Genomic DNA, 24523 nt, shown 5'->3' on the forward strand with positions numbered 1-24523 from the left:
GAGAGCGGGCATCGCGTACGGAGTTCGGGCATGACGGGGGGATTCGGTGGCCCGAATTGTACGCCGCTGCCGACGAATTTGCGCAATCGACGCACCCGCCTTCATGGGATGAAAGGTTTTTGCAAGACACGCGCATCGCTCATCTGCAACGCGGAAGCAGCGCAGCAATTTGTATCACAACACGATATAATTCGCCGCTTGCCACCGCGCGCATCCGCGCCGTCATCTCTACCGCTTACCGTCCATGTCGTCAGGCTCTTCTTCGTCGCGCCGCACGTTGCGGCAATGGCTGCACAGCTTCGTTCCTCATCCGATGTCGCTCGGCTGGCGCGAGCGCCTGCGCTCGTGCATGGGTGCGCTCGTCGGGATCGCGACGGTCGGCGTGACGATGCGGCTGCTTCCCGGCGTGCCGGGCCTCGTGCCGCTGCTCGTCGCGCCGATGGGCGCATCGGCCGTGCTGCTGTTCGCGGTGCCGGCCAGCCCGCTCGCGCAACCGTGGTCGATCGTCGGCGGCAATCTCGTCGCGGCGACGGTCGGGGTCGCCTGCGCGCAATGGATCGCCGACCCGGTCACGGCCGCCGCGGTCGCGATCGCATGCGCGATCGGCGGCATGTTCGCGCTGCGTTGCGTGCACCCGCCGTCGGGCGCCGTCGCGCTCACGGCGGTGGTCGGCGGCCCGGCGATCCACTCGCTCGGCTTCAGCTTCGTGCTGGAACCGATCGCGCTGCAATCGGCCATCCTGCTGTCGGCCGCGCTCGCCTATCACGCGCTCACCGGGCACCGCTACCCGCACGGCGGCGTGCGCACCGAAGCGAAACCTGCCGGCGCCGCAGCGGCGGCGCGCGGCGGCTTCACGCGCGACGACCTCGACGCGGTGCTGAAGCGCCGCGGCGAATGGCTCGACGTCGATCCTGACGATATCGAAGCGCTGCTGCGCGAAACGGAGATGCAGGCCTATACGCGCACGTTCGGCCAGCTCTCGTGCGCCGACCTGATGACTAGACATGCCATCGAAGTCGCGCCGTCGACGTCGGTGACGGCCGCACTCGCGCTGCTCGACCGCCACCGCGTGAAGGCGCTGCCCGTGGTCGACGGCGAAGGCCGCCTGACCGGCATCGTCACGCGCGCCGACCTCACGCGCGCGCTGCGCCGCCCGACCCCGCTGTGGCAACGCGTGTTCGCGCGGCTGCCGCAATCGTTCGGCGGCCAGCCGGCGAGCGTCGCGTCCGTGATGACGCGCGACGTCGCATGCGTGCCGGAAACGATGCCGATTACCGCGCTCGTGCCGCTGTTTACGCATTCGGGCCACCACCACATTCCTGTCGTCGATGCGTCGCGCCGGCTCGTTGGAATCATGACCCAGACGGATCTCGTCACGGGCCTGTATCGGCAGATGCAAATGCTCGAAGCGGCGTAGCACATGCAGTGCGCGTCACGCGCTGTAACGGCCGACGCAACGCAGCATGTATTCCGTGCGCGGAAATTCGGCCATTTATATCATGCTGTGATATATTTACCGCTATCGAAACCGACTGTCCGACCGCCCCGATGAACGATACCCGACGCGCACTGGCGAAAAGCGATTTCCAGCAACTGTCCGAGTTCCGCTACCAGATGCGCCGCTTCGAGCGCTTCTCCGAACGCGCCGCGCAAAGCGAAGGCGTGACGCCGCTGCAATACTTGCTGCTGCTCCACATCAAGGGCTACCCGCATCGCGAATGGGCAACCATCGGCGAACTCGCGGAACGCCTGCAGGCCCAGCATCACGGCGTCGTCGCGCTGGTCACGCGCTGCGAAGCGCTCGGCCTCGTGAAGCGCAAGACGAGCGAAGCGGACCGCCGCCAGGTCGAAGTCCACCTCGAGCCCGCGGGCGAGACGCTGCTCGCGCGTCTCGCGGCCATGCATCGCGCCGAGCTGAAGTCGCTCAAGGGCGCGTTCCAGGTTCCCCAGATCGATTACTGACCCTCGCCCTTTCCACACCGATGAACGCACCGCACAAACGCGATTTCTCGACCAACGAACGCCTGCCCACGATCGCGTTGCTTGCCGCCGGAATCGGGCTGCTCAGCACGCTCGCCTCATTCGTGCTGCTGAGCCTGATCCATCTGTTCACGAACCTGTTCTTCTTCCGGCAGTTCTCGTTCGTCGACCGCTCGCCCGCGCACAATACGCTCGGCGCGTGGGTGATCGTCGTGCCGGTGATCGGCGGGCTGATCGTCGGGTTGATGGCGCGCTTCGGTTCGGACAAGATCCGCGGGCACGGCATTCCCGAAGCGATCGAGGCGATCCTGTTCGGCAAGAGCCGCATGTCGCCGAAGGTCGCGATCCTCAAGCCGCTGTCGTCCGGCGTCGTGATCGGCAGCGGCGGCCCGTTCGGCGCCGAAGGCCCGATCATCATGACGGGCGGCGCGCTCGGCTCGCTGATCGCGCAATGCGTGCACGTCACTGCCGCCGAGCGCAAGACGCTGCTCGTCGCCGGTGCGGCCGCCGGCATGACCGCCGTGTTCGGCACGCCGGTCGCCGCCGTGCTGCTCGCGGTCGAACTGCTGCTGTTCGAATGGCGTCCGCGCAGTTTCCTGCCGGTCGCGCTCGCGTGCGCGGTGGCCGGTTTCGCGCGCGCCGTGTTCTTCGGCGTCGATCCGCTGTTTGCGCTGACCACGGCCGCGCCGACGCCCGTCGCGCTGCTGTCGTGCGGCGTCGCCGGCCTGCTGTCGGGCATGCTCGCGTGCGGGCTGTCAGCCGCGCTGTACCGCGTCGAGGACGCCTTCGCGAAACTGCCGGTGCACTGGATGTGGTGGCCCGCGCTCGGCGCGATCGTGATCGGCATCGGCGGCCGGCTGGAACCGCGCGCGCTCGGCGTCGGCTACGACGTGATCGGCGACCTGCTGCATCAGCACATCGCGTTGAAGATCGCGCTCGCGGTGCTGATCGTGAAGGCCGTGATGTGGGTGATCGCACTCGGCTCGGGCACCTCGGGCGGCGTGCTCGCCCCGCTGCTGATGCTCGGCGCCGGCCTCGGCACCGTGCTGTCGCCGGTGCTGCCGGGCGGCGACCCGGCGCTGTGGCCGCTCGTGTGCATGGCCGCGACGCTTGGTGCAACGCTCGGCGCGCCGCTGACCGCGATCGTGTTCGCGTTCGGCCTCACGCACGACACGAACGCGCTGCTGCCGCTGCTCGCGGCCACCCTCGTCGCGCACGGTTTCGCGACCGTCGTGATGAAGCGCTCGATCATGACGGAAAAGATCGCACGCCGCGGCTATCACATCTATCGCGAATACGGCGTCGATCCGCTCGAGCGGCACGACATCGGCGAAGTGATGACGCCGGCCGAGCGGGTCGTCGCGATCGACGGCGCAGCGACGCTGGCTACTGTCGAGTCGCAGTATTTCGGCGCGCAGCAGGCCCATCGCGCGTACCCGGTCGTGCAGGACGGCCGCCTGCTCGGTCTCGTCGATCGCGCGACGCTCGACGCGCGGCGCGCCGAGGCCGCGGCGGACTCGCCGATCGCGGGCGCGTTCGAGAACCGCACCCCCGCCGTCGCGCACGCGCATGAAACCTGCCGCGTCGTCGCATCGCGACTCGCGATGCTCGGGCTCGAGCGACTGCCCGTCGTCGCCGACGAGCAGTCGATGCGCATCACGGGCATCGTGTCGCGCAGCGATCTGATCAAGCCCGCGCTTCAGCACTTCGACGACGAACAGAAGCGTGAACGCTTCCGCCCGGTCGTCCCGGCCAACCTGCGCGTCTCCCGCTCGCGCCAGGCCGGCTGATCCACCACGCTGCGCGGCAGTTTCGCCGCGCACGCGTCGCCCGCATGGCCGCTTCCTCTTCCGCACGAAGCGACACGCCCCTCGCGTGCCGCTTCGCAAGCCGTCGCTTCCCGCGTTTAAAGTTGGTTAACAATTCGACTGACGAAAGTTTGTCATCATGGTGCTCATGCGACGGGGCCATCAATCAGCCATTCCACTTTCGCAATCCAATAAAGAGTTGCGGCACGGCATGCGGAACGCATGCCGCTCGCCGCGGCCACCTCTCACGGCACGACCGGGCAGCGTACCGGCCATGCAACACATGACGTCGAGCTGCATACGATGCATGCCGTGCCGCAGCAAAGTGCACAGCATCGGCGCCGCGATTTGGCAAGCGCGTTAACAACTTGTTTCGGAATCATCGGAACCGTGCTTGTTCAACGCGATCTGACTATCACGCAGTTCTGCTGCGGATCCCATTCAATCAATCACGACTCGAGGGAGATAACGTGAACGCGAAATACTTACCGCTCATCGCATTGACCGTGGCATTTTCTGCTCATGCAGCCGATTCTGCCCTGCAAAACGTGGGACAAAGCCAGAAGCCTGCCGACCAGGTCGCGCAGTGCATCGCGAAGACCTGGGCCGACAAGTCGCAGCAACAAGTGACGTCGCAGTACGAACTCGCGAATGGCCTCGCGATGGCCGTGTATGCGCCGGGCCAGCAGCCGCCGAATGGCGCCGCGGCCGTCGTGCGCCCGGCCAACGCCGCGAATGCGAAGACCTGGGTTGGTTTCCGCGGCGGCGATGCATCGTCGGCCGGCGACATCAACGCCTGCCTGTAACGAGAACAGGCGCTCCGGATGGCCTTGCGCCATCCGCTTGCGACAAGCCCCGCTTCGGCGGGGCTTTCTTTTTGCTGCTGCCGCGCAGCGTGTGTCTTCGCGGCGCGTGTTACAGGTAGCTGCAGACGTAATCGAGCGTCTCGAGCACTTCGATGTCGAAGCGGCTCTTGCCCGGCACCGAGAACGATTCGCCCGCGCCGTAGGTCTGCCACTCGCTGCTGCCGTCGAGCTTCACGCGGCACTTGCCGGCCTGCACTTCCATCAATTCGGGCGCATCGGTGCCGAAGTTGAGCGCACACGGCAGGATCACACCGAGCGTCTTGCGCGTGCCGTCCGGGAAGAGCACGGTATGCGACACGCACTTGCCGTCGAAATAGACGTTCGCGCGCTTGACGACCGATACGTTGTCGAATTGGGTTGCACTGGTCATGTAATGCCTCTGATTGCTGAATGCCGGATGGCGATGTTGTTGGAGGCCGGCCGAAGCGGCGGGCCGGCCGTTATGATACCGGCTTGCACGACAGGCGCCGCGATGGCGTGCCCGCCGAGCAAGCCGCATGCCCGCCGGGATGACGTCAGCGCCGTGCGCACGATCCGCAGGACAACGATGCAATGACCGTTGCCGATCGCGCGCAAAGGTTCACCGCAGCCCCTTGCGCCGCGCGGAATCGCGCAGGCAGTCGAGCAGCATCGCCGCGGCCGGCGTCAGCGGGCTGTCGCGGCGCGTGATGACCTGCACCGACACGCCCGGCAGGCGCTCGCGGATCGGCAGCACCGCGAGCTGGTCGCGCGCCCATTCGCCCTGCAACAGTTGCTCGGGCATCGATGCGATCAGGTCGCATTCGGTCATCAGGCTGTGCGCGAGGCCGAAGCTCGGACATTCGACGACGCGCGCCGGCACCGGCAGCCCGTACGCGACGAACGAATTGAACAGCACCTGCGTCGAGCTTTCCGGCGACGGGTTCATCAGCCAGTCGGCATCGACGAGATCGGCAAGCGACGTCGCCGAAGCGAGCGGATGCCCCTTGCGCGCGACGATCAGCGACCGGCTCGCATAAAGCTCCGCGTGATCGAATTCGGCCGCGAGCAGTTCGGGGACGACGACGGCCACCGCGAAATCGAGCGAGCCGTCATGCAGGCGCGGCAGCGCGACGCCCGGAAACCCTTCGATCAGGTTGACGCGTGCCACCGGAAAGCGGCGCCGGAACGCGCGAAACGCATCGGGCAGGATCGTCACCGCGGCAGCCGGCGTGATCGCCGCCGCGACGGAGCCGGTCATCGCGCCCTGCGCCTGTTCGATGTCGTCGCGGGCGCGCTGCATTTCGGCGACGATCAGCCGCGCGCGCACCTGCAACTGCTGGCCGAACCCGGTGAGCTGCACGCCGCGCGCGGTGCGCACCACGAGCGAGACGCCGAGCGCGATCTCCAGCTCCTTGACCGCCTTCGTCAGCGCCGCCGGCGACACGTTCAGGCGCCGCGCGGCCGCGCGAATGCTCCCCTCTTCCGCGACGGTGACGAACGCTTTCAACTGATGGTATTTCATGGCGGCAATGCGTGATCCGTGGAAACCCTGTGCTGCACGGCACACGCCGGTTCAGGGTATTCCCGAGCGGCAACCGGTGGTGAGCACCAAAGCAATTTATCAGCTTCTGGTACACAAAAGAAATTTATATGCTTGCTCGTCATATGTGCGCCAAACGCCCCACCTGCCCCACAGGAGAGACCATGCTGCAAGCCGTGAACCCCGTCATCCCCGGTATCGCCGCGATCGCGCCCGAGCTGGTCGAAGTGCGCCGCCGCATCCACGCTCATCCCGAACTCGCATTCGAGGAAACGCTCACGAGCGATCTCGTCGCCGAGCTGCTCGCCGGCTGGGGCTATGAAGTGCATCGCGGCATCGGCAAGACGGGCGTGGTCGGCGTGCTGCGCGAAGGGCAAGGCACGCGCACGGTCGGGCTGCGCGCCGACATGGATGCGCTGCCGCTCGCGGAGGCCACCGGCCTGCCGTACGCGAGCCGCCATGCGAACAAGATGCACGCGTGCGGCCACGACGGTCATACCGCGATGCTGCTGTGCGCGGCGCGCCACCTCGCGGCCACGCGCCAGTTTTCCGGCACGCTGAACCTGATCTTCCAGCCGGCCGAGGAAAACTTCGGCGGCGCGAAGGCGATGATGGACGACGGCCTGTTCGACCGCTTCCCCTGCGACGCGATCTTCGCGATCCACAACATGCCCGGCCGCGCGGCCGGCGACATGGCGTTCCGAACCGGCGCCGCGATGGCGTCGGCCGACCGCGTGACGATCACGCTGCGCGGCGTCGGCGGCCACGGCGCGATGCCGCACTTCGCGCGCGATCCGATGTCGGCCGCGGGCAGCATCATGGTCGCACTGCAGACGATCGTCGCGCGCGAGGTCGATGCGCAGCACGCGGCGGTGATCACCGTCGGCAGCGTGCAGGCCGGCGAGACGTTCAACATCATTCCCGAAACCGTCACGATGAAGCTGTCGGTGCGCGCGCTGAACGCCGACGTGCGCGCGCTGCTCGCGCGTCGCATCGAAGCGCTCGTGAAGGGCCAGGCGGAAAGCTTCGGCGTCACGGCGGAAGTCGACTACGACTACGGCTATCCGGTGCTCGTCAATCATGCGGAACCCACCGCGTTCGCGATCGACGTCGCGCGCCAGATGCTCGGCGCGGAGCGTGTCGAGGCCGACACCGCGCCGCTGATGGGCAGCGAGGATTTCGCGTTCATGCTCGAAGCGCGCCCCGGCTGCTACGCGTTCATCGGCAACGGGATCGGCAGCAAGGGCGGCTGCATGGTGCACAACCCCGGCTACGACTTCAACGACGACATCCTCGCGATCGGCGCGAGCTACTGGGTCCGCGTCGCCGAAGCCTGGCTCGCGGCCTGACGGCCCTTCATCACGCAGTTCAGCGCTTACCCGGGGGAACCCCATGGAAACGTCCGCCCTTCCGTATGCCGGCACGCCGGTCGATGCCCGCGCCGCCGCGAAGAAACGCAAGCTGATCGCGGCCGCCGCCGTCGGCAACGCGCTCGAGTTCTACGACTTCACGGTCTACAGCTTCTTCGCGATCCTGATCGGCAAGCTGTTCTTTCCCGTGCACTCGCCGTTCGGGCAATTGATGCTCGCGGTCGCGAGCTTCGGCGTCGGCTTCGTCACGCGCCCGCTCGGCGGGCTCGTGATCGGCATGTACGCCGACCGCGCCGGCCGCAAGAAGGCGATGATCCTCACGCTGCTGCTGATGGCGCTCGGCACCGCCATGATCGCGGTCGCGCCGACCTTCGCGCAGATCGGCCTCGCCGCACCGCTGCTGCTCGTGCTCGCGCGCCTGCTGCAAGGGTTCGCGTCCGGCGGTGAAGTCGGCGCATCGACGACGCTGCTGCTCGAACAGGCGCCGCAGCATCGGCGCGGCTTCTATGCGTCGTTCCAGTTCTCGAGCCAGGGGCTCGCCGCGCTCGCGGGCGCACTGACCGGCGTCGCGCTCACGTCGACGCTGAATGCCGCGCAGCTCGAAAGCTGGGGCTGGCGCGTGCCGTTCATCATCGGCACGCTGTTCGTGCCGCTCGGCTACTGGCTGCGCCGCACCGTCGAGGAAGTGCCGTCCGCCGCGCCCGCCGCCGCGCACGACGAGCCGGTCGCGTCGCTGCCGCTCGCCGACGTGCTGCGCCATCACGGCAAGGCCGTGTTCGCGGGCCTCGGCGTGACGATCGGCGGCACGTCGATCCATTACATCATCGTGTTCTACATGGCGATCTACGGCGTGCAGGTGCTGCACCTGCCGACGTGGCTGTCGATGACGGCCGGCTGCGTCGCCGGCGCGATCCTGATGCTCGTGACGCCGATCGGCGGCCACCTGTCCGACGTGTACGGGCGCAACCGGATCGTCTGGTGGACGCGCATCGTGCTGATGGCCGCGATCTACCCGGCGTTCATCGCGCTGAACCGCTGGCCGGGCGCCGCGTCGCTGCTGTCGATCATCGCCGCGCTGTCGATCGTGCATGCGATCAACATCGGCGCGACGGGCGCGATGCTCGGCGAGCTGTTCCCCCGTGCGGTGCGCGCGACCGGCGGCGCGCTCGTGTACAGCATCGGCGTCGCGATCTTCGGCGGCTTCGCGCAGTTCTTCGTCACGTGGCTGATCGCGGCGACTGGCAATCCGAATGCGCCTGCGTGGTATGCGATCGGGTGCGGTGCGATGACGCTGCTCGCCGTGCGCTGCATGGATGAGAAGGCCGGGAAGGCGCTCGACTGACGGGTGGCCGATGCGGCCCGCGGGCCGCAAACGAAAAAAGGCACGGGTTCGACCACCCGTGCCTTTTGCGCATCCGGCGCCCTTCGGGGCTCAGAAGGTATGCATCATCCCCACATACGCCCCCGTCTGCGACTCGCCCGTTATCGGGCTCGTGCCCGACGTCGCATCGCGCGGCGTCGCGAGCAGCGAGAAGTTCGAATTGCCGCCGTTGCGCACATACGCAACCGTGCCGTACAGGAACGTGCGCTTCGACAGGTTGTACGTGGTGCCGAGCACGTACATCATCGCGTGCCCCGACGGATCGTGCGACGCGTCGCCGCCGCCGTCGCCCACCTTCACGTAATACCCGCCGCCCGTCACCGCCCACTGCGGCGTCGCGGTGTAGGTCGCGCCGAGCCAGTAGTGATCCGCGCGATCGGCCACGCCGGCCGGACTGTCCGGCGCCTGGTAATGCGTATACGCGCCCTGGATCTTGAACTTCGACACCTTCACGTTCGCGCCGACGAAATACTCGCGCGACGCGGTGAAGATGTTGCTGAACTTGCCGTTGTTGTCGCGCAGTTCGTCGTAGATGCCGCGCACGTCGAGCACCGGCGAATGGTACGAGATCATGATCCCGTCCGAGCGGCCGAAATCGTCGGCCGCGCCGTAGTTGAAGCCGCGCGACTGGTTGCCGAACGCGTATTGCGCCTGCACGTCGAAGCCGCCGATCACCGGGCTGTGATACTCGATGTTGTTGCTGGTCTGCTGCCAGTTGCGGCCGCGCACGAGCGAGGCCGACGAAAACGCCTGCTGCACGAACGGGTCGAATTCCCACACGCCGTCGCTGTCGATGAACAGGTTGCGGCCGGCCTGCAACTGGCCCCACGTGTTGCTCTTCAGCCCGACGTACGCGCGCCGCGACCACATGCGGCCGCCGCCCGTCTGGCCATTCATCACCTGGAACGCGGTTTCCAGGTTGAAGACGGTCGACAGCCCGCCGCCGAGATCCTCGATACCCTTCAGCCCGAACATGCTGGTGCCCCAGTCGCCGCTTTCGGCGCTCCAGCGGCTCGCGCTGCCGCCGTTCGGCTTCGCGATGTGGTTCAGGTACTCGACGCCGCCGTCGACGCGGCCGTACAGCGTCACGCTCGTCTGTGCAACAGCGGCCGCCGGTGTGGCGGCCGCGATCAGCCATGCGAAATGTTTGAGTCGCAAAATGATGCCCCCTCGGAGTCTCGACCTTCCAGCGCGTGCCCCATGCGCGCGCCCCGGGTCTGCTTATCCGCGATCGATCGAAAAACGCCCGGGGCCCGCCGCGCAAAGCGCGAGCAGGCCGCCGGCGATCGCGATGTTCTTGTAGAAATGAATCATGTTGTTGATCTGCTCGCCGCCCGTCATGTTCCAGAAGTGGTGGCCGATGATGCCGGTGCCGATCGTGTAGAGCGCCAGCAGCAGCGCGAGCGCGCGCGTCTGGAAGCCGACCAGGATCGCGACCCCGGCGAACAGCTCCATCACGACGGAAATCGCGGCGGACATGATCGGCGCGGGCGCGCCTTCCGAACCCATGAACGCAATCGTACCGGGGAAGTCGACGATCTTCTTCCAGCCGAACATGATGAACAGGATCACGAGCAGGATCCGGGCAAGCAGCAGCAGCACATCGCGCTGGGACGCGAGAAACGGTTGATTCGGTGTCATGGTGTCGATCAACGAAAGCGATGCGCACGGCGGGCACACGCGCGGCGCACCGGATTGCGAATGAACCGGGACGGGCGGCCATCCGCGCCGCCCGCCCCGCTCTGCAACAACCGGCATCGGGCAACGACCCGATGTGCTGTGCTCCTCCTCTCGTCAGTTATCGCGCCGCTTCGTCGCGCACCGCGTCACCGCAGCTTCGCGACGTCCTGCTCGGACACCTTCGCGGCCGGATTGCCGAACTGCCCGGTCAGGTAGTTCGCGAGCGCGGCGATCTGCGCATCCGACAGCTCGTGACGGAACGCGGGCATCCCGACATCCTCGCCGCCGGCCTTGCGCTCCACGCCGTTCAGGATCACCTGCACGAGATTGGTCGGATTCGACGCGCCGACCGTCGAGTTGTGGAACAGCGGCGGGTAATAGCCGTCCGGCGTGCCCTTGCCTTGCATCTGGTGGCAGGTCGCGCAGTTGCCGAGATACAGCCGCGCCGGATCGATGCCCGACGACGCGAGCGCGACGCCGCGCAGCTTCAGCCCGTCCTCGGCCGGCTTGCCCCACGACGAGCGCGACTGCTTCGCATCGCCGCTGGCCACGGCCGGCACCGTCCGGATGTACGTCGAGATCGCGCCGATGTCGGCTTCGGTCATCTTCGAGAAGCTGTGCTCGATCGCCTCGGCCATCGGGCCGGCCGCCTGCGCGAGCCCCGGCACGCTGCCGGTGCGCAGGTACTGCACGAGCTGCTGCTGCGTCCAGCCGCCGATCCCCGCGTTCGGGTCGGACGTGATGTTGTAGCCGTCCCAGCCCGCGAGCACCGAGCCCGACAGGAAGCTGCCGCCGGTTTCGTCAAGCGACTTCTCCTGCATCGCGATGCCGCGCGGCGTGTGGCACGTGCTGCAGTGAGCAAGCCCCTGCACCAGATACGCGCCGCGGTTCCACTCGGCGCTCTGCGCCGGCTTCGGCTCGTACGCGCCATCCTTCAGGAACAGCCAGTTCCAGATCTTCAGCGGCCAGCGCATGCTCAGCAGCGCGGGGATCTCGTTCTTCGGCGGCGCCTGCTTGACCGGCTCGACGCCGTGCATGAAGTACGCGTACAGCGCCTGCACGTCGTCGTCGTTGATCTTCGCGTACGACACGTACGGCATCGCCGGATACAGGTTGTCGCCGTTCTTCGACACCCCGTGGCGCACCGCGCGCTCGAAGTCCTCGGCCGACCAGGTGCCGATGCCCGTGTCGGGATCGGGTGTGATGTTGCTCGTGTAGATCTTGCCGAGCATCGGCACGGGCATGCCGAGGCCGCCCGCGAACGGCTTGCCGCCCTTCGCGGTGTGGCACGCCATGCAGTCGCCCGCGACCGCGAGATATTCGCCGCGCTTGACCAGCGCCGGATCGGCCGCGTCGGCCGCTTGGACGAGGCCCGGCAGCGCGAGGCAGCCGGCGAGGAGGAAGGTGAGAGTAGATTTCCGCACGGTCAGACTTCCTTCTTCAGCGTGTCCGACATCCGCAGCGCGAGCGCCGCGATCGTCAGCGTCACGTTCACCGTACCGACGGTCGGCATCGTCGAGCTGCTCGAAATGAACAGGTTCGGATGGTCGAACGTGCGGCAGTCCTTGTCGACGACCGAGTCGCGTGCATCCGCGCCCATGATCGTCGCACCCGTGATGTGGTTGTTCGGCGCGAACTCGTCGTTGAACACGACCTCCGTGCCGCCCAGCACCTTCGCGGCCGTCGCGTAGACCTCGCGCGTGTGCACGGCGCCGCGCTTCACGTAATCGTCGATCGCGTACGTGATCTCCGGGCGCGGGATGCCGATCGCGTCGGTGGCCGTCTTGCTCGGCACGATGCGGTTCTCGGGTTGCGGCAGGATTTCGTGGAAGCAGTCGAACTGCACGTAGCGCGCGGAACGGTCGCGGATCTGCGCGTCTAGCTCCGCGGGCTTCATCAGCTTGCCGCCCTTGAAGATCTTCTGCGTCTCCTGGTTGATGCGCGACATGTTCGACAGGTGGATCTTCTTCGCCGCTTCGGTTGCGCGGAACGGGCCGTCGCGGAAACCGATCAGCGACGTCATCTCCTGCGGGCCGCGGCCCGGCCACAGTTTTTCGTTCGCGTAGAACGACACGCCGGTGCCCGGATGGTCCATCAGGTTGCGGCCGACCATGTCGGAGCTGTTCGCGACGCCGTTCGGGAAATCGCGGTTCGCGGACATCAGCAGGATCTTCGGGGTCTCGATGCCGTTCGCGGCGACCACGAAATACTTGCCCTCGACGCGATGGTCGGCGCCCGTCTTGTCCTTGTAGATCGCGGCGGTGATGCGCTTGTCCGGCCCGGTCTCGAGCTTGTAGACGACCGCGCTGTCGATCAGTTTCGCGCCGGCCTGCTCGGCCTTCTCGACGTGGACGATGCCGTTGTACATCGCGCCGATCGGGCAGATCGGCATGCAGTTGTTGTTCCCGCAACAGGTCGGCCGGCCGTCGTACGGGCGGCTGTTGCGCGCAACGGGCTCGGTCACCACGTGGAACTTCGGATCGTAGCCGTTGAGCGCGCTCTTGATCGTCTGCTCGTTGAACGACAACGGCAGCGGCGGCATCGGGTACGGCTCTTTGCGCGGCGAATACAGGTCTTCCTCGGGGCCCGGGCCCCACACGCCGAGTTCCTCCTCGGCGCGCTGGTAGTAATGCTCGAGGTCGTCGTACTGGATCGGCCAGTCGCGGCCGACGCCGTACACCGTCTTCATCTTGAAGTCGTTCGGGATGAAGCGCCACGCCGACGCGGCCCAGTGCCACGTCGTGCCGCCCACCGCGCGGATGTACTGCGAGTTGAACTTGTGCTCGCCCTTCAGGATCAGGTAGTCGTTCGGCGGGCCGTATTCCGGATGCGGCGCCCACGCGCTCGACGGGTACGGCGCCATGAAATCGGTCTTGTCGGGCTGGTTGCGAAAGCGCTCGACGATTTCCCAGCGCGGCATGCGCGGGCCGGCTTCCAGCAGGATCACGGACTTGCCCGCCATCGCGAGCTGGTGCGCAACGATCGCGCCCGCAACACCCGACCCGACGACCACGACGTCGGCCTTTTGCGTATCGGTATCGGCCATCAGGCTTGCCTCTCGATCGGTTTTTCGGCCCAGAAGCCGGGTTTGTTGGGGCAATACGACGGGATCACGAGCGTATCGGATACGACGCTGAACATTAATGCTTCTTCGTAGGTAATGACGACGTTGTCGACGATGCCGAGATACCACGCTTCAAGAATCGCCAGTGCGAGCGTTTCCTGATCGGGATTCAGCGAACCGGACGCGAGTGCGCCGGCGAGTTGCGGCAGGCTGTCGGCCGTCTTGAACGAGCCCTTCTGCAGTGCCTGCAGGAAGCGCTGGCCGAGCACGCGGCTCAGCCCCTTCTTGCCTGTCAATGCTTCGGAGAGCGTCATGAACGTATCGAGCGGCGCGGTGCCGGGATCGTCGGCCAGGGCCCGCAACGCCAGCGAGCCCGTGAGGCCCGCCGCCGTCAGCGCCAGTGCGCCCTGCAGCCATTGACGCCGCGTGATGCCGGTTGCGGCTGCGTCGCTCGTGCGACGCGAGTGGGGAGTGTTGTCGTTGTGCATGTTTCCTTCTCTCGAACACCGGATTCGGGAAAACCACGCTTGATATTTCTCAAACATTGGCGCGGAACTGAAATGTACGCGCACAAACCGGATCGAACAATCTTTTTATAGTTCATTAAATGTTCCGCCATCCGTGACAATCGATTTTTCTCGTCATTTTTGTGTCGTCGACGCGACAAATCTGCGGCACGCAAGCCCGTGTCGCATCCCGACGACACACCGTGCGCCGCGATGCGCACGCATGACGGTCGGTTAGAATCCGGTGCAATCAAACAGAAAGCTTCCCTCCGAGGGCACCGAGCGATGAAGCAGCGCGACAAGCACAACAAACCGACACGGACCAACCACACCGCACGGGTTCTCTGGCGCATCGGCGCCATCGCCGCACTCGCCGGCGCCACGGCGCTGTCGCTGCATGCGGGCGCGGCGCGCACGGTGAGCGTGTCGCCGCAGGGCACCGTCACCGAAGTCCGGCAGAGCGTCGTCAAGTTCGACGAACCGATGGTCGCGTTCGGCTCGGCCTCCGCGCCGAATCCCGCGCGCGTCACCTGCAACGATGCCGCGGCCGCGCGCGGCCAGGGTCACTGGCTCGACGACAAGACCTGGGTCTACGACTTCGAAAACGACCTGCCGCCCGGCGTGCGCTGCTCGGTCGCGCTCAACGACACGTTGCGTTCGGTCGCCGGCAATGCGGTGAGCGGCCCGCGCCGCTTCACGTTCCAGACGGGCGGCCCGTTCCCGGTGACCGTCCGCCCCGGCTCGCGCGAGATCGAGGAACGGCAGATGTTCGTGCTGAAGCTGAACGGCCCGGCCGAGCCGCGCTCGGCGCTCGCGAACATCTGGTGCGAAGCGGCCGGCATCGGCAACCGCATTCCCGTCACGGCCGCCGACGACGATGCGCGCAACGCGCTGCTCGATCATTTCGGGCTGAAGAAGGATGCCGCGCGCGTGCTGACGCTGTCGTGCGCGCAGGCGCTGCCGGCGAGCGCCAAGATGCAGCTCGTGTACGGCAAGGGCGTCACGAGCCCGAGCGGCATCCCGAACGAAACGGAGCGGCGCTTCGATTTCACCGTGCGCGCACCGTTCGCCGCGAGCTTCTCGTGCGAACGCGAAAACGCGAAGGCGCCCTGCACGCCGCTGCGCCCGCTCACGCTGTCGTTCAATGCGCCGATCTCGCGCAAAAACGCGGAGGCGATCAAGCTGCGCGGCCCCGACGGGTCGCTGTCGCCGACCTTCGCGGCCGACGACAAGAGCGAGGAAGTCACGACCGTCACGTTCAACCCGCCGCTGCCCGAGCAGGCCGGCCTCACGATCGAATTGCCGTCCGGCCTGCGCGACGTGACCGACCGCGCGCTGTCCAATGCCGACCTGTTCCCGCTCGCGACGCGTACCGCGCCGATGCCGCCGCTCGCGAAATTCTCGTCGGGCACCTTCGGGATCGTCGAGCGCTTCGCCGAACCCGATTCGCCCGCGCTCGTGCCCGTCACGCTGCGCAACGTCGAGGCCGACCTGCATATCGACGGCCTCAACACCCAGGGCGCGCAGTTCTCGAACCTGAAGGTCGACGACGACACGACGATTCGCCAGTGGATGCGCACGGTCGACCGCTTCGACAACTGGTCGATGACGGCCGGTTCGATCGACAGCCAGATTCCCGGCCTGCTCGAACGCAAGGGCCAGCACCCCGTCTACGTACCGCGCGAAGCCGGCGAAAAAGCGCCCGCGCCGAAGGATCGCCGCATCGACGTGCGCTCGCTGACGCTGCTCAAGGGCCAGCCCGGCGTGCAGGCGCTGGCGCTGCCGAAGGCGGACCCGAAGGCACTGCGCCCGTTCGAAGTCGTCGGCGTGCCGATCGACAAGCCCGGCTTCTACGTGCTCGAACTCGCGTCGCCCGCGCTCGGCCGCTCGCTGCTCGCGAAGCCGTCGAGCATGTACGTGCGCACCACGGTGCTCGTCACCAACCTCGGCGTGCATCTGAAACAGGGCCGCGAGAACAATCTCGTGTGGGTCACGACGCTCGACAAGGGCAAGCCCGTGCCAAACGCGCAGATCCGCGTGTCGGACTGCAACGGCGACGAAATCGCGTCCGGCAAGACCGACGCGCAGGGCCTGCTGAAGATCGACGGCGCGTTCGAATCGAAGCGCGCATGCAACTCGTCCGATTCGGAACCACGCTTCGACGACTACTTCGTGTCGGCCCGCGTGAACGATCCGAAGACGGGCCCGGACATGGCGTTCGTCAGCTCGGGCTGGAACCGCGGGATCGAATCGTGGCGCTTCAACGTGCCGACCGACACCGACCGCGCGCAGACCGTGCGCGCGCATACGGTCTTCGACCGCACGCTGCTGCGCGCCGGCGAAACCGTGTCGATGAAGCATTTCATCCGGGCCGAGACGCTGCAGAACCTCGCGTTCCCGTCGCAATACCCGACGCGCGTGACGATCCGCCATCTCGGCACGGGCCAGACCTACAAGCTGCCGCTCACGTGGGCGGCCGACCACAGCGCGGACACGCAGTTCGCGCTGCCGGCCGCCGCGAAGCTCGGCGAATACAGCGTCGAGCTCGAAGGCGGCCCGGAGGACGCGCCGACCGCGTCCTACTACAGCGGCAGCTTCCGCGTCGAGGCGTTCCGCCTGCCGGTGCTGAAGGGGTCGATCGGCGCGCGCGACGCGCAGAAGAGCCCGCTCGTCGCCGTGAAGGAAGCGCCGCTCGCGGTGCAGATCGACTACGTGTCGGGCGGCGGCGCATCGAACCTGCCCGTGCAGGTGTCGGCGCTGATGAAGTGGGCGTCGCCGCCGTTCGCGGACCGCTTCGAGGACTTCAGCTTCACGCCGTATCGCCCCGATACGGGCGACGGCAATGCCGACGACGATTCGCAGGACGGCGACAACGCCGCGTCGTCGAACAACGATCCCGACGCGACGAAGCTGATCGCCGACAAGCTGCCGCTGACGCTCGACCGCAACGGCGCGGGCGCGGTCACGCTGAAGGGCCTGCCGGACGTCGACGCACCGAAGCGCCTCGCGCTCGAAGCGACGTTCGCCGACCCGAACGGCGAAGTGCAGACGATCCGCGGCGACACGATCCTGTGGCCGGCCGCGGTGGTGGCCGGCATCAAGGCCGGCCGCTGGGTCTCGGTCGGCCAGCGCGTGCCCGTGCAGGCACTGGCGGTCGATCTCCAAGGCAAGCCGCGTGCGTCCGTGCCGATCGAGATCAAGGGCGTCGCGCGCATCACGACGTCGTCGCGCAAGCGGATGGTCGGCGGCTTCTATGCGTACGACAACAAGAGCGACACGCGCGACCTCGGCGTGCTGTGCTCGGGCAAGACCGACGACAAGGGCCGCATGGCCTGCGACGCGACGCTCGAACAGGCCGGCAACGTGCAGCTGATCGCGGTCGCCAAGGACGGCGACGGCCGCACGTCGAATGCATCGACGTCGGTGTGGGTCACGCGCGAGGACCAACTCTGGTTCGGCGGCGACAACACCGACCGGATCGACGTGATTCCGGAGAAGACGTCGTACGAACCGGGCGAAACGGCCCGCTTCCAGGTGCGCATGCCGTTCCGCTACGCGACCGCGCTGGTGGCGGTCGAACGCGGCGGCGTGATGGAAACGCACATCGTCGAGCTGAACGGCGCGAACCCGACCGTCGACCTGAAGGTCGGCGAATCGTGGGGGCCGAACGTCTACGTGTCGGTGCTCGCGCTGCGCGGCCGGATTCGCGAAGTGCCGTGGTACTCGTTCTTCACGTGGGGCTGGAAGGCGCCGGTGGAATGGGCGCGCGCGTTCTGGCGCGAAGGCCGTCACTATGAAGCGCCGACCGCGTTCGTCGACCTGTCGAAGCCCGCGTTCCGCTACGGCCTCGGCGAAATCAAGGTCGGCACGGGCGTGCACCGCCTCGGCGTGACCGTGACGACCGACGCGACGCGCTACACGGTGCGCAGCAAGGCGCAGGCGCATGTGAAGGTCACGCTGCCGAACGGCCAGCCCGCGCCGGCCGGCACGCAGATCGCGGTCGCGGCCGTCGACGAGGCGCTGCTCGAACTGATGCCGAACAACAGCTGGGACCTGCTCGACGCGATGCTGCGCCGCCGCGCGTACGGCGTCGAGACGGCCACCGCGCAGATGGAAATCGTCGGCCGCCGCCACTTCGGCCGCAAGGCCGTGCCGGCCGGCGGCGGCGGCGGCAGTGCGCCGACGCGCGAGCTGTTCGACACGCTGCTGCTGTGGAATCCGCGCGTGACGCTGGATGCGAACGGCAGCGCGACCGTCGACGTGCCGCTGAACGACGCGCTCACGCGCTTCCGAATCGTCGCGATCGCGGCGGTCGGCCCCGACCGCTTCGGCACCGGCAGCACGTCGATCCGCAGCACGCAGGATCTGCAACTGATCTCCGGCCTGCCGCCGCTCGTGCGCGAAGGCGATGCGTTCCGCGCGCAGGTCACGCTGCGCAACACGACCGACCGTGCGATGCAGGTCGTCGTGACGCCGCGCGTGACGGGCGTCGACGTCGCACCGCAGACCGTGTCGCTCGCGGCCAATACCGCGACCGAAGTCGCGTGGACGATCACCGTGCCCGAGCAGGCGCTCGACGCGGCCGGTGCGCTGAACTGGCGCATCGAAGCGGCCGAGCAAGGCGGCAAGCGCGCGTCCGACGCGCTGGCGGTCGCGCAGAAGGTCGTGCCGGCCCTGCCGGTCACGGTCCAGCAGGCGACCCTCGCGCAAGTCGACGGCACGCTGACGGTGCCGGTGGCCTCCCCGGCCGGCGCCGCGAACAACGCGCACGGCGCGCCGCGCGGCGGCATCGCCGTGTCGCTGCAGTCGAAGCTCGCCGACGGCCTGCCCGGCGTGAAACGCTGGTTCGAGCGCTATCCGTATCGCTGCCTCGAACAGCAGACGTCGCGCGCGATCGGCCTGCGCGACCCCGCGCAATGGCAGGCGCTGATCGCCCGGATGCCGGTCTACCTCGACAGCGACGGGCTCGCGAGCTACTTCCCGCCGTCGACCGACGATTCGCACGCCGGCAGCGCGACGCTGTCGTCGTACCTGCTCGTGGTGTCCGACGAGGCGAGCCGTCTCGACCCGCGCTTCGCGCTGCCGGAAGACCTGCGTACGCAGCTCGAAGCCGGGCTCGCGCGCTTCGTCGACGGCCGCCTCGAGCGCAACACGTGGGCGCCGCGCCAGGATCGCGACCTGCGCAAGCTCGCCGCGATCGAGGCGCTGTCGCGCTACGGTGCCGCGCAGGGCCGCATGCTCGGTTCGATCGAGATCGCGCCGAACCAGTGGCCGACGTCGGCGGTGATCGACTATCACGCGATCCTGACGCGCGTGAAGGACATCCCGCAGCGCGACGAGAAACGCGCGCAGGTCGAACAGATCCTGCGGGCGCGCTTGACGTACCAGGGCACGCAACTCGTGTTCTCGACCGCGCGCGACGACGACCTGTGGTGGCTGATGACCAGCAACGAGACCAATGCGGCACGCCTCGCGCTGGAATTCGCGGGCGACCCGGCGTGGAAGGACGAGATGCCGCGCGTGACGGCCGGCCTGCTCGCGCTGCAACGCCAGGGCGCATGGCAGACCACGACGTCGAACGCACTCGGCCTGCTCGCGGTCGAGCGCTTCTCGCGCACTTACGAGAGCACGCCGGTGGCCGGCGCGACGAAGGTCGCGCTCGGCGGCGACGAGCGCACGATCTCGTGGTCGCAGGCGGCGGCGCCGGCACCCGCATCCGTCGACACGCCGGCGTCGGCCACCCCGGCCACCCGCGCCGCCGCGGCCCGCAGCGTGATGCTGCCGTGGCCGCGCGCGTCGCAGGCGCCGGCCACGTTGTCGGTCACGCAGGACGGCACGGGCCGCCCGTGGGCGACGATCGAAAGCCTCGCAGCCGTGCCGCTGCGTGCGCCGTTCGCGGCCGGCTACCGGATCACGAAAACCGTCACGCCGGTGTCGCCCGCCGTCCAGGGCGTGCTGACGCGCGGCGACGTCGTGCGCGTGCATCTCGACATTGATGCGCAGAGCGACATGACGTGGGTCGTCGTCAACGATCCGGTTCCGGCCGGCTCGACGATCCTCGGCTCGGGCCTCGGCCGCGACTCGGAAGCCGCGACGCAGGGCGAGAAAACGCCGGACGGCGCATGGCCGGCGTTCATCGAGCGCGACTTCGACGGCTACCGCGCGTACTACGACTATCTGCCGAAGGGCAAATTCTCGGTCGAATACACGGTGCGGCTGAACAACGTCGGCACGTTCGGGCTGCCGCCGACGCGTGTCGAGGCGCTGTACGCGCCGTCGGTGTACGGCCTGTGGCCGAACCCGCCGATGACCGTGAAACCGGCCGACGCGGGCAAGTGACGGGGACGCGATGAGCGATCAGGGTTTGCCTCGGCCGGTGCGTTTCGCCGGCCGCGTATGCGTCGCAATCGTGCTGGCCGCGCCGCTCGTTGCACACGCGCTGCCGGGCTACGACGAAGTGCGCCGCAACTGGCGCAGCTCCGACTGGGTGCTGCTCGCGCGCGATGGCACGCCGCTGCAGCGCACGCGCGTCGACCTCACCGAGCGGCGCGGCGACTGGGTGTCGCTCGCGGATGTCTCGCCCGCGTTTCGCGAGGCGATCGTCGTGTCCGAAGACAAGCGTTTCTACGAACACAGCGGCGTCGACTGGCGCGGCATCGCCGGCGCCGCATGGGGCAACCTGTGGAACGAACGCACGCGCGGCGCGTCGACCGTCACGATGCAGCTCGCCGGGCTGCTCAGCGATTCGCCGCGCCGCTCGGGCCAGCGCTCGCTGCCGCAGAAGGCGTCGCAGGCGGTCAATGCGCTGCTGCTCGAACGCGGCTGGCGCAAGGACCAGGTGCTCGAGGCGTACCTGAACCTCGTGCCGTTCCGCGGCGAGACGATCGGCCTCGCCGCGCTGTCGCAGGTGCTGTTCGGCAAGGCGCCGTCGGGCCTCGACGCACGCGAAGCCGCGATCGCGGCCGCGCTCGTGCGCGCGCCCAACGCCGCACCCGCGAAAGTCGCCGAACGCGCGTGCCGGATCCTGCGCGACATGCATGCCGGGCAGGCCTGCGCGTCGCTCGACGGCTACGTGCAACTGGTCATCGCGCGGCCGGCCAATGCGGTGCGTGACGACGGCGCCGCGCTCGCCCCGCACTTCGCGCGGCGCATTGCGGCCGAGGTCAGGCCGGCGGCCGGCGCGCAGGTGCGCACGACGCTCGATGCGCCGCTGCAGCGCTTCGCACGCGACACGCTGGTGCGCGCGCTGACCGAACTCAACGCGCCCGCGCACCGGCGCAACGTGCAGGACGGCGCGGTCGTCGTGCTCGACAACGCGACCGGCGAGATCCGTGCGTGGGTCGGATCGTCCGGCGCGCTGTCGAGCGCGCGCGACGTCGATGCCGTGCTGGCGCCGCGCCAGGCCGGCTCGACGCTCAAGCCGTTCCTGTATGCGCAGGCGATCGACGAGAAACGGCTGACGGCCGCGTCGCTGCTCGACGATGCGCCGATCAACCTCGCCGCCGGCGGCGGCCTGTACATTCCGCAGAACTACGACAAGGATTTCAAGGGCTGGGTGAGCGTGCGCAGCGCGCTCGGCGGCTCGCTGAACGTGCCGGCCGTGCGCACGCTCGTGCTCGTCACGCCGCACCGCTTCGCGCGCACGCTGACCGCGCTCGGCCTGCCGCTCGCGCAGGAAGGCGACTACTACGGCTTCAGCCTCGCGCTCGGCAGCGCGGACGTCACGCTGCTGTCGCTGACCAACGCGTACCGCGCGCTCGCGAACGGCGGCGTCGCCCGCCAGGTCGTCGACCGGCCCGCGCCGGCGTCCGGCGCGTCGACACCGTCGCCCGCCCGCGACGAAACCGGCACGCGCGTGTTCAGCCAGGCGGCCAGCTTCGTCGTCACCGACATCCTCTCCGACAACAACGCGCGCGTGCGCACGTTCGGCTTCGACAATCCGCTCGCGACGCGCTTCTTCTCGGCGGTCAAGACCGGCACGAGCAAGGACATGCGCGACAACTGGACCGTCGGCTTCACGTCTCGCTATACGGTCGGCGTATGGGTCGGCAATGCGGACGGCTCGCCGATGTGGGACGTGTCGGGCGTGACGGGTGCGTCGCCGGTGTGGTCGGCCGTCGTCGGCTACCTGCACCGCGACCAGCCGAGCCGCGCGCCGCGCGCGCCGGCCGGCGTCGAGACGCGCCGCATCGCGTTCGAACGCGATATCGAGCCGTCCCGCAACGAGTGGTTCATCGCGGGAACCGCGCTCGACACGATCCGGCTCGCCGCCTCCGTCACGCCCGACAGGAACGGCGCGCGCGCGCCGCTGACGATCGGCGCGCCGACCGACGGCACGATCTTCGCGATCGATCCGGACATTCCGCCGAAGAACCAGCGGATCTGGTTCGAACGGTCGGCCGGGCGCGCCGCGAAGTTCGCGTGGCGGCTCGACGACAAGGTGATCGGGCATGCCGATCGCGTCGCGTGGATGCCGTGGCCGGGCCGGCACCGGCTCGAACTCGTCGACGCGCGCGGCAACGTGGCCGATGCGATCGGCTTCGAGGTGCGCGGCGCGTTCGCGAAGGCGGCCGCGCGCAAGCCCTGAGCATTCGGCCCCGGACGACAACCCAACGCAGGCCGATTCCGGAGTCGACAAGCATGACAACCGAAGCCGAGGGGAAGCTGCTCCGGTACGGCGTACAGATCGTCCCGCTCTTCCTGGGGCTGTATTCAGGCGATGCGCTGTGGGATGCCTATCGGCATGGCGGCATTCTCGAGTGTCACCAGGCCCGGATGCATCCCATGACGTGCCGGTGGATCACGCCGGATATGGGCGAGCACTATCAGCAGTTGCTTACCGGCCATTGGCACGCACTCGCGCTCAGCATCGTGCTGAGCCTGTTGCTCGCCTACGTGATGGCGCCGGCTCGCCCGCCGCGCAACTGACGCGCGTCACCGCCCAAGCAGGACTGCGCACGACACGCTCGACGGCAGGTCGCTCCCGGCCGCAGCGGGCCTGACGAGCCAGACAGGCAAGCAGCGCCCCGATCCGGGACCTAGAATATGAACGGCGCCGGACCATCGGCGCCGACCGGTTGCCCACTCTCCTCAAGGCCAGCGACCATGAACGTTCACACCAGGCGTTTCATCCGCCCCGCGCTGCGCACGCTTTGCATCGCCGCCCTCGCGACGCTTCAGGCGTGCAACGGCGATGCCTGCTTCGGCGTGGATGTCTGCTTCAACGACAACACGCAGACCGTCGCGCTGTCGGGCACGGCCGCCACGGGCAACGCGCTCGCGAGCGCGCAGGTGACGGTCAGTTGCGCGACGGGCTCGGCAACCACGCTGACGGACGGCGGCGGCAACTACCGCGTGACGGTCAATGCGGTGCTGCCGTGCGTGATCACCGTCGCGACGGGCGGCACGAGCCTGCATTCGCTCGCGTACGCGGGCGGCACCTTCAATACGACGCCCGAGACCGAGCTGATGCTGACCTACCTCGCCGCGCAGCTCGGTACGAACACGGCCACCCTGATCGGCAATTTCCAGGGCAATTCGCGCTATCAGCAGGCGCTGAACAGCCCGAACACCGTGCAGGCCGCGCAATCGGCGGTGGTGACGAACCTGCAGCAGCGCTATTCGGTCGCGCTCGCGGCGCCGGCCTTCCTGACCACGTCGTTCACGGTCGGGCAACCGGGCGTCGACAGCGATCTCGTCGCGCTCGCGAAAGCCGGTGCGATCGATTCGAACGGGATGCCGGACCCGGCGGCCGCTTCGCTGCTGACGCAGGCGGGCGCCGCGCATCCGCTGTAAGCGGCCGGCGGCGGGAAGACGATCGCCCGGTAGCGGGTGTCAGGGGCGCGTGTCGGGCTCGCCGTCGGCCAGCAGCGCCCACCGTTCGTGGTCGCGCCACTCGCCGCCGATGCGCAGATAGCGCGGCGAAAAACCCTCTTTCGTGAAGCCGAGCCGCCGAACCAGCGCGATCGACGCGTGGTTGCCGGGCTGGATGTTCGCCTCGACCCGATGCAGCCCGAGTTCGTCGAACGCCACGCCGATCGCCGCGCGCATCGCGTCGGTCATCAGCCCGGAACGGCGGAACGCCACCATGCCGTAGTACCCGAGATACGCGCTCTGGAACACACCGCCGACGATCTCGTTGAGGTTCACCACGCCGACCACCGCGCCGGACGTGCGCTCCCGCGCAACGAGGCCGACGTTCGGCCCCGTCATGCAGCGCGCGAACCACTGGTCGAATCCCGCCTGGTCGGTGAACGAATCGACCCACGGCAGATGGTGGCCCCGGCTCGCGCGATTGGCGGCGATCAGGTCGGAGGCATCGGTCCGGGCGACGCGGTTCAGCAGGATCGGGGGCACGGGGCGGTCGA

18 protein-coding genes are annotated in these 24523 nt (G+C 68.2%); 10 read left to right on the plus strand and 8 right to left on the minus strand.

All coding sequences use genetic code 11. The features are described 5' to 3' along the window. The first annotated feature begins 244 nt into the window (after positions 1-244). The 4 genes from WJ16_RS27395 to WJ16_RS27410 all read left to right on the plus strand — a co-directional run bounded on the left by WJ16_RS27395 (position 245) and on the right by WJ16_RS27410 (position 4594). Positions 245-1417: an HPP family protein gene (locus tag WJ16_RS27395; protein WP_069260154.1), complete on the plus strand. Its 1173-nt coding sequence runs from the start codon at positions 245-247 to the stop codon at positions 1415-1417. 131 nt (positions 1418-1548) lie between these two features. Further along, a complete protein-coding gene (locus WJ16_RS27400; RefSeq protein ID WP_069260155.1) occupies positions 1549-1962 on the plus strand; it encodes a MarR family winged helix-turn-helix transcriptional regulator in 414 nt (137 codons plus the stop codon). Positions 1963-1982: 20 nt separating this feature from the next. Continuing rightward, entirely contained in the window at positions 1983-3770 is a 1788-nt protein-coding gene (locus tag WJ16_RS27405) for a chloride channel protein (protein WP_069260156.1), read from the plus strand. A 488-nt stretch (positions 3771-4258) separates the two neighbouring features. Beyond that, entirely contained in the window at positions 4259-4594 is a 336-nt protein-coding gene (locus WJ16_RS27410; protein ID WP_021162025.1) for a hypothetical protein, read from the plus strand. A 109-nt stretch (positions 4595-4703) separates the two neighbouring features. On the opposite strand, the gene ppnP is transcribed toward WJ16_RS27410, so the two are convergent. After that, positions 4704-5024 (minus strand): pyrimidine/purine nucleoside phosphorylase, encoded by a 321-nt coding sequence (gene ppnP / locus WJ16_RS27415; protein ID WP_006478890.1) that lies wholly within the window; start codon positions 5022-5024, stop codon positions 4704-4706. Between the two features lie 210 nt (positions 5025-5234). After that, positions 5235-6137 (minus strand): LysR substrate-binding domain-containing protein, encoded by a 903-nt coding sequence (locus WJ16_RS27425; protein WP_069260158.1) that lies wholly within the window; start codon positions 6135-6137, stop codon positions 5235-5237. Positions 6138-6319: 182 nt separating this feature from the next. On the opposite strand from WJ16_RS27425, the gene WJ16_RS27430 reads away from it, so the two are divergent. After that, on the plus strand, positions 6320-7504 hold the full coding sequence (locus WJ16_RS27430; protein WP_069260159.1) for a M20 aminoacylase family protein: 1185 nt from the start codon (positions 6320-6322) through the stop codon (positions 7502-7504). Between the two features lie 43 nt (positions 7505-7547). Further along, entirely contained in the window at positions 7548-8867 is a 1320-nt protein-coding gene (locus WJ16_RS27435; protein WP_069260160.1) for an MFS transporter, read from the plus strand. 90 nt (positions 8868-8957) lie between these two features. Here WJ16_RS27435 and WJ16_RS27440 read toward each other — a convergent pair whose 3' ends face one another. The 5 genes from WJ16_RS27440 to WJ16_RS27460 all read right to left on the minus strand — a co-directional run bounded on the left by WJ16_RS27440 (position 8958) and on the right by WJ16_RS27460 (position 14138). Then, positions 8958-10064, minus strand: coding sequence for a porin (locus WJ16_RS27440; RefSeq protein ID WP_069260161.1), 1107 nt, complete (start codon positions 10062-10064; stop codon positions 8958-8960). 63 nt (positions 10065-10127) lie between these two features. Continuing rightward, on the minus strand, positions 10128-10547 hold the full coding sequence (locus WJ16_RS27445; RefSeq protein ID WP_069261166.1) for a DoxX family protein: 420 nt from the start codon (positions 10545-10547) through the stop codon (positions 10128-10130). Positions 10548-10732: 185 nt separating this feature from the next. Continuing rightward, the gene (locus WJ16_RS27450) at positions 10733-12010 is read right to left on the minus strand and encodes a cytochrome c (RefSeq protein ID WP_069260162.1); all 1278 of its coding nucleotides are present in this window, start codon (positions 12008-12010) and stop codon (positions 10733-10735) included. A 2-nt stretch (positions 12011-12012) separates the two neighbouring features. Then, positions 12013-13632 carry a GMC family oxidoreductase gene (locus tag WJ16_RS27455; protein ID WP_069260163.1) on the minus strand — a complete coding sequence of 540 codons (1620 nt, stop codon included), beginning with the start codon at positions 13630-13632 and terminating at the stop codon, positions 12013-12015. Next, a complete protein-coding gene (locus WJ16_RS27460) occupies positions 13632-14138 on the minus strand; it encodes a sugar dehydrogenase complex small subunit (protein ID WP_069260164.1) in 507 nt (168 codons plus the stop codon). Before WJ16_RS27460 ends, WJ16_RS27455 begins: the two co-directional genes overlap by 1 nt. A 303-nt stretch (positions 14139-14441) precedes the next feature. Here WJ16_RS27460 and WJ16_RS27465 point away from each other — a divergent pair, with 303 nt between their 5' ends. The 4 genes from WJ16_RS27465 (at position 14442) to WJ16_RS27480 (ending at position 23951) form a co-directional block, all read left to right on the plus strand. Beyond that, on the plus strand, positions 14442-20495 hold the full coding sequence (locus WJ16_RS27465; protein WP_069260165.1) for an alpha-2-macroglobulin family protein: 6054 nt from the start codon (positions 14442-14444) through the stop codon (positions 20493-20495). A gap of 10 nt (positions 20496-20505) precedes the next feature. Then, the gene (gene pbpC / locus WJ16_RS27470) at positions 20506-22743 is read left to right on the plus strand and encodes a penicillin-binding protein 1C (RefSeq protein ID WP_069260166.1); all 2238 of its coding nucleotides are present in this window, start codon (positions 20506-20508) and stop codon (positions 22741-22743) included. A 53-nt stretch (positions 22744-22796) separates the two neighbouring features. After that, entirely contained in the window at positions 22797-23084 is a 288-nt protein-coding gene (locus tag WJ16_RS27475; protein ID WP_069260167.1) for a hypothetical protein, read from the plus strand. Positions 23085-23261: 177 nt separating this feature from the next. Then, positions 23262-23951: a hypothetical protein gene (locus WJ16_RS27480; protein WP_069260168.1), complete on the plus strand. Its 690-nt coding sequence runs from the start codon at positions 23262-23264 to the stop codon at positions 23949-23951. Between the two features lie 39 nt (positions 23952-23990). Here the strand turns inward: WJ16_RS27480 and WJ16_RS27485 are convergent, their stop codons facing one another. Continuing rightward, a complete protein-coding gene (locus WJ16_RS27485) occupies positions 23991-24512 on the minus strand; it encodes a GNAT family N-acetyltransferase (RefSeq protein WP_069261167.1) in 522 nt (173 codons plus the stop codon). Positions 24513-24523: the final 11 nt, after the last annotated feature.

It is taken from the genome of Burkholderia metallica, assembly GCF_001718555.1.
Lineage (GTDB): Bacteria > Pseudomonadota > Gammaproteobacteria > Burkholderiales > Burkholderiaceae > Burkholderia > Burkholderia metallica.

What these genes read in the sequence shown, in the direction of transcription:
- WJ16_RS27395 (WP_069260154.1), top strand. Translation starts at nt 245, where the DNA reads ATGTCGTCAGGCTCTTCTTCGTCGCGCCGCACGTTGCGGCAATGGCTG.
- WJ16_RS27400 (WP_069260155.1), top strand. Translation starts at nt 1,549, where the DNA reads ATGAACGATACCCGACGCGCACTGGCGAAAAGCGATTTCCAGCAACTG.
- WJ16_RS27405 (WP_069260156.1), top strand. Translation starts at nt 1,983, where the DNA reads ATGAACGCACCGCACAAACGCGATTTCTCGACCAACGAACGCCTGCCC.
- ppnP (WP_006478890.1), bottom strand. Translation starts at nt 5,024, where the DNA reads ATGACCAGTGCAACCCAATTCGACAACGTATCGGTCGTCAAGCGCGCG.
- WJ16_RS27425 (WP_069260158.1), bottom strand. Translation starts at nt 6,137, where the DNA reads ATGAAATACCATCAGTTGAAAGCGTTCGTCACCGTCGCGGAAGAGGGG.
- WJ16_RS27430 (WP_069260159.1), top strand. Translation starts at nt 6,320, where the DNA reads ATGCTGCAAGCCGTGAACCCCGTCATCCCCGGTATCGCCGCGATCGCG.
- WJ16_RS27435 (WP_069260160.1), top strand. Translation starts at nt 7,548, where the DNA reads ATGGAAACGTCCGCCCTTCCGTATGCCGGCACGCCGGTCGATGCCCGC.
- WJ16_RS27445 (WP_069261166.1), bottom strand. Translation starts at nt 10,547, where the DNA reads ATGACACCGAATCAACCGTTTCTCGCGTCCCAGCGCGATGTGCTGCTG.
- WJ16_RS27455 (WP_069260163.1), bottom strand. Translation starts at nt 13,632, where the DNA reads ATGGCCGATACCGATACGCAAAAGGCCGACGTCGTGGTCGTCGGGTCG.
- WJ16_RS27460 (WP_069260164.1), bottom strand. Translation starts at nt 14,138, where the DNA reads ATGCACAACGACAACACTCCCCACTCGCGTCGCACGAGCGACGCAGCC.
- WJ16_RS27465 (WP_069260165.1), top strand. Translation starts at nt 14,442, where the DNA reads ATGAAGCAGCGCGACAAGCACAACAAACCGACACGGACCAACCACACC.
- pbpC (WP_069260166.1), top strand. Translation starts at nt 20,506, where the DNA reads ATGAGCGATCAGGGTTTGCCTCGGCCGGTGCGTTTCGCCGGCCGCGTA.
- WJ16_RS27475 (WP_069260167.1), top strand. Translation starts at nt 22,797, where the DNA reads ATGACAACCGAAGCCGAGGGGAAGCTGCTCCGGTACGGCGTACAGATC.
- WJ16_RS27480 (WP_069260168.1), top strand. Translation starts at nt 23,262, where the DNA reads ATGAACGTTCACACCAGGCGTTTCATCCGCCCCGCGCTGCGCACGCTT.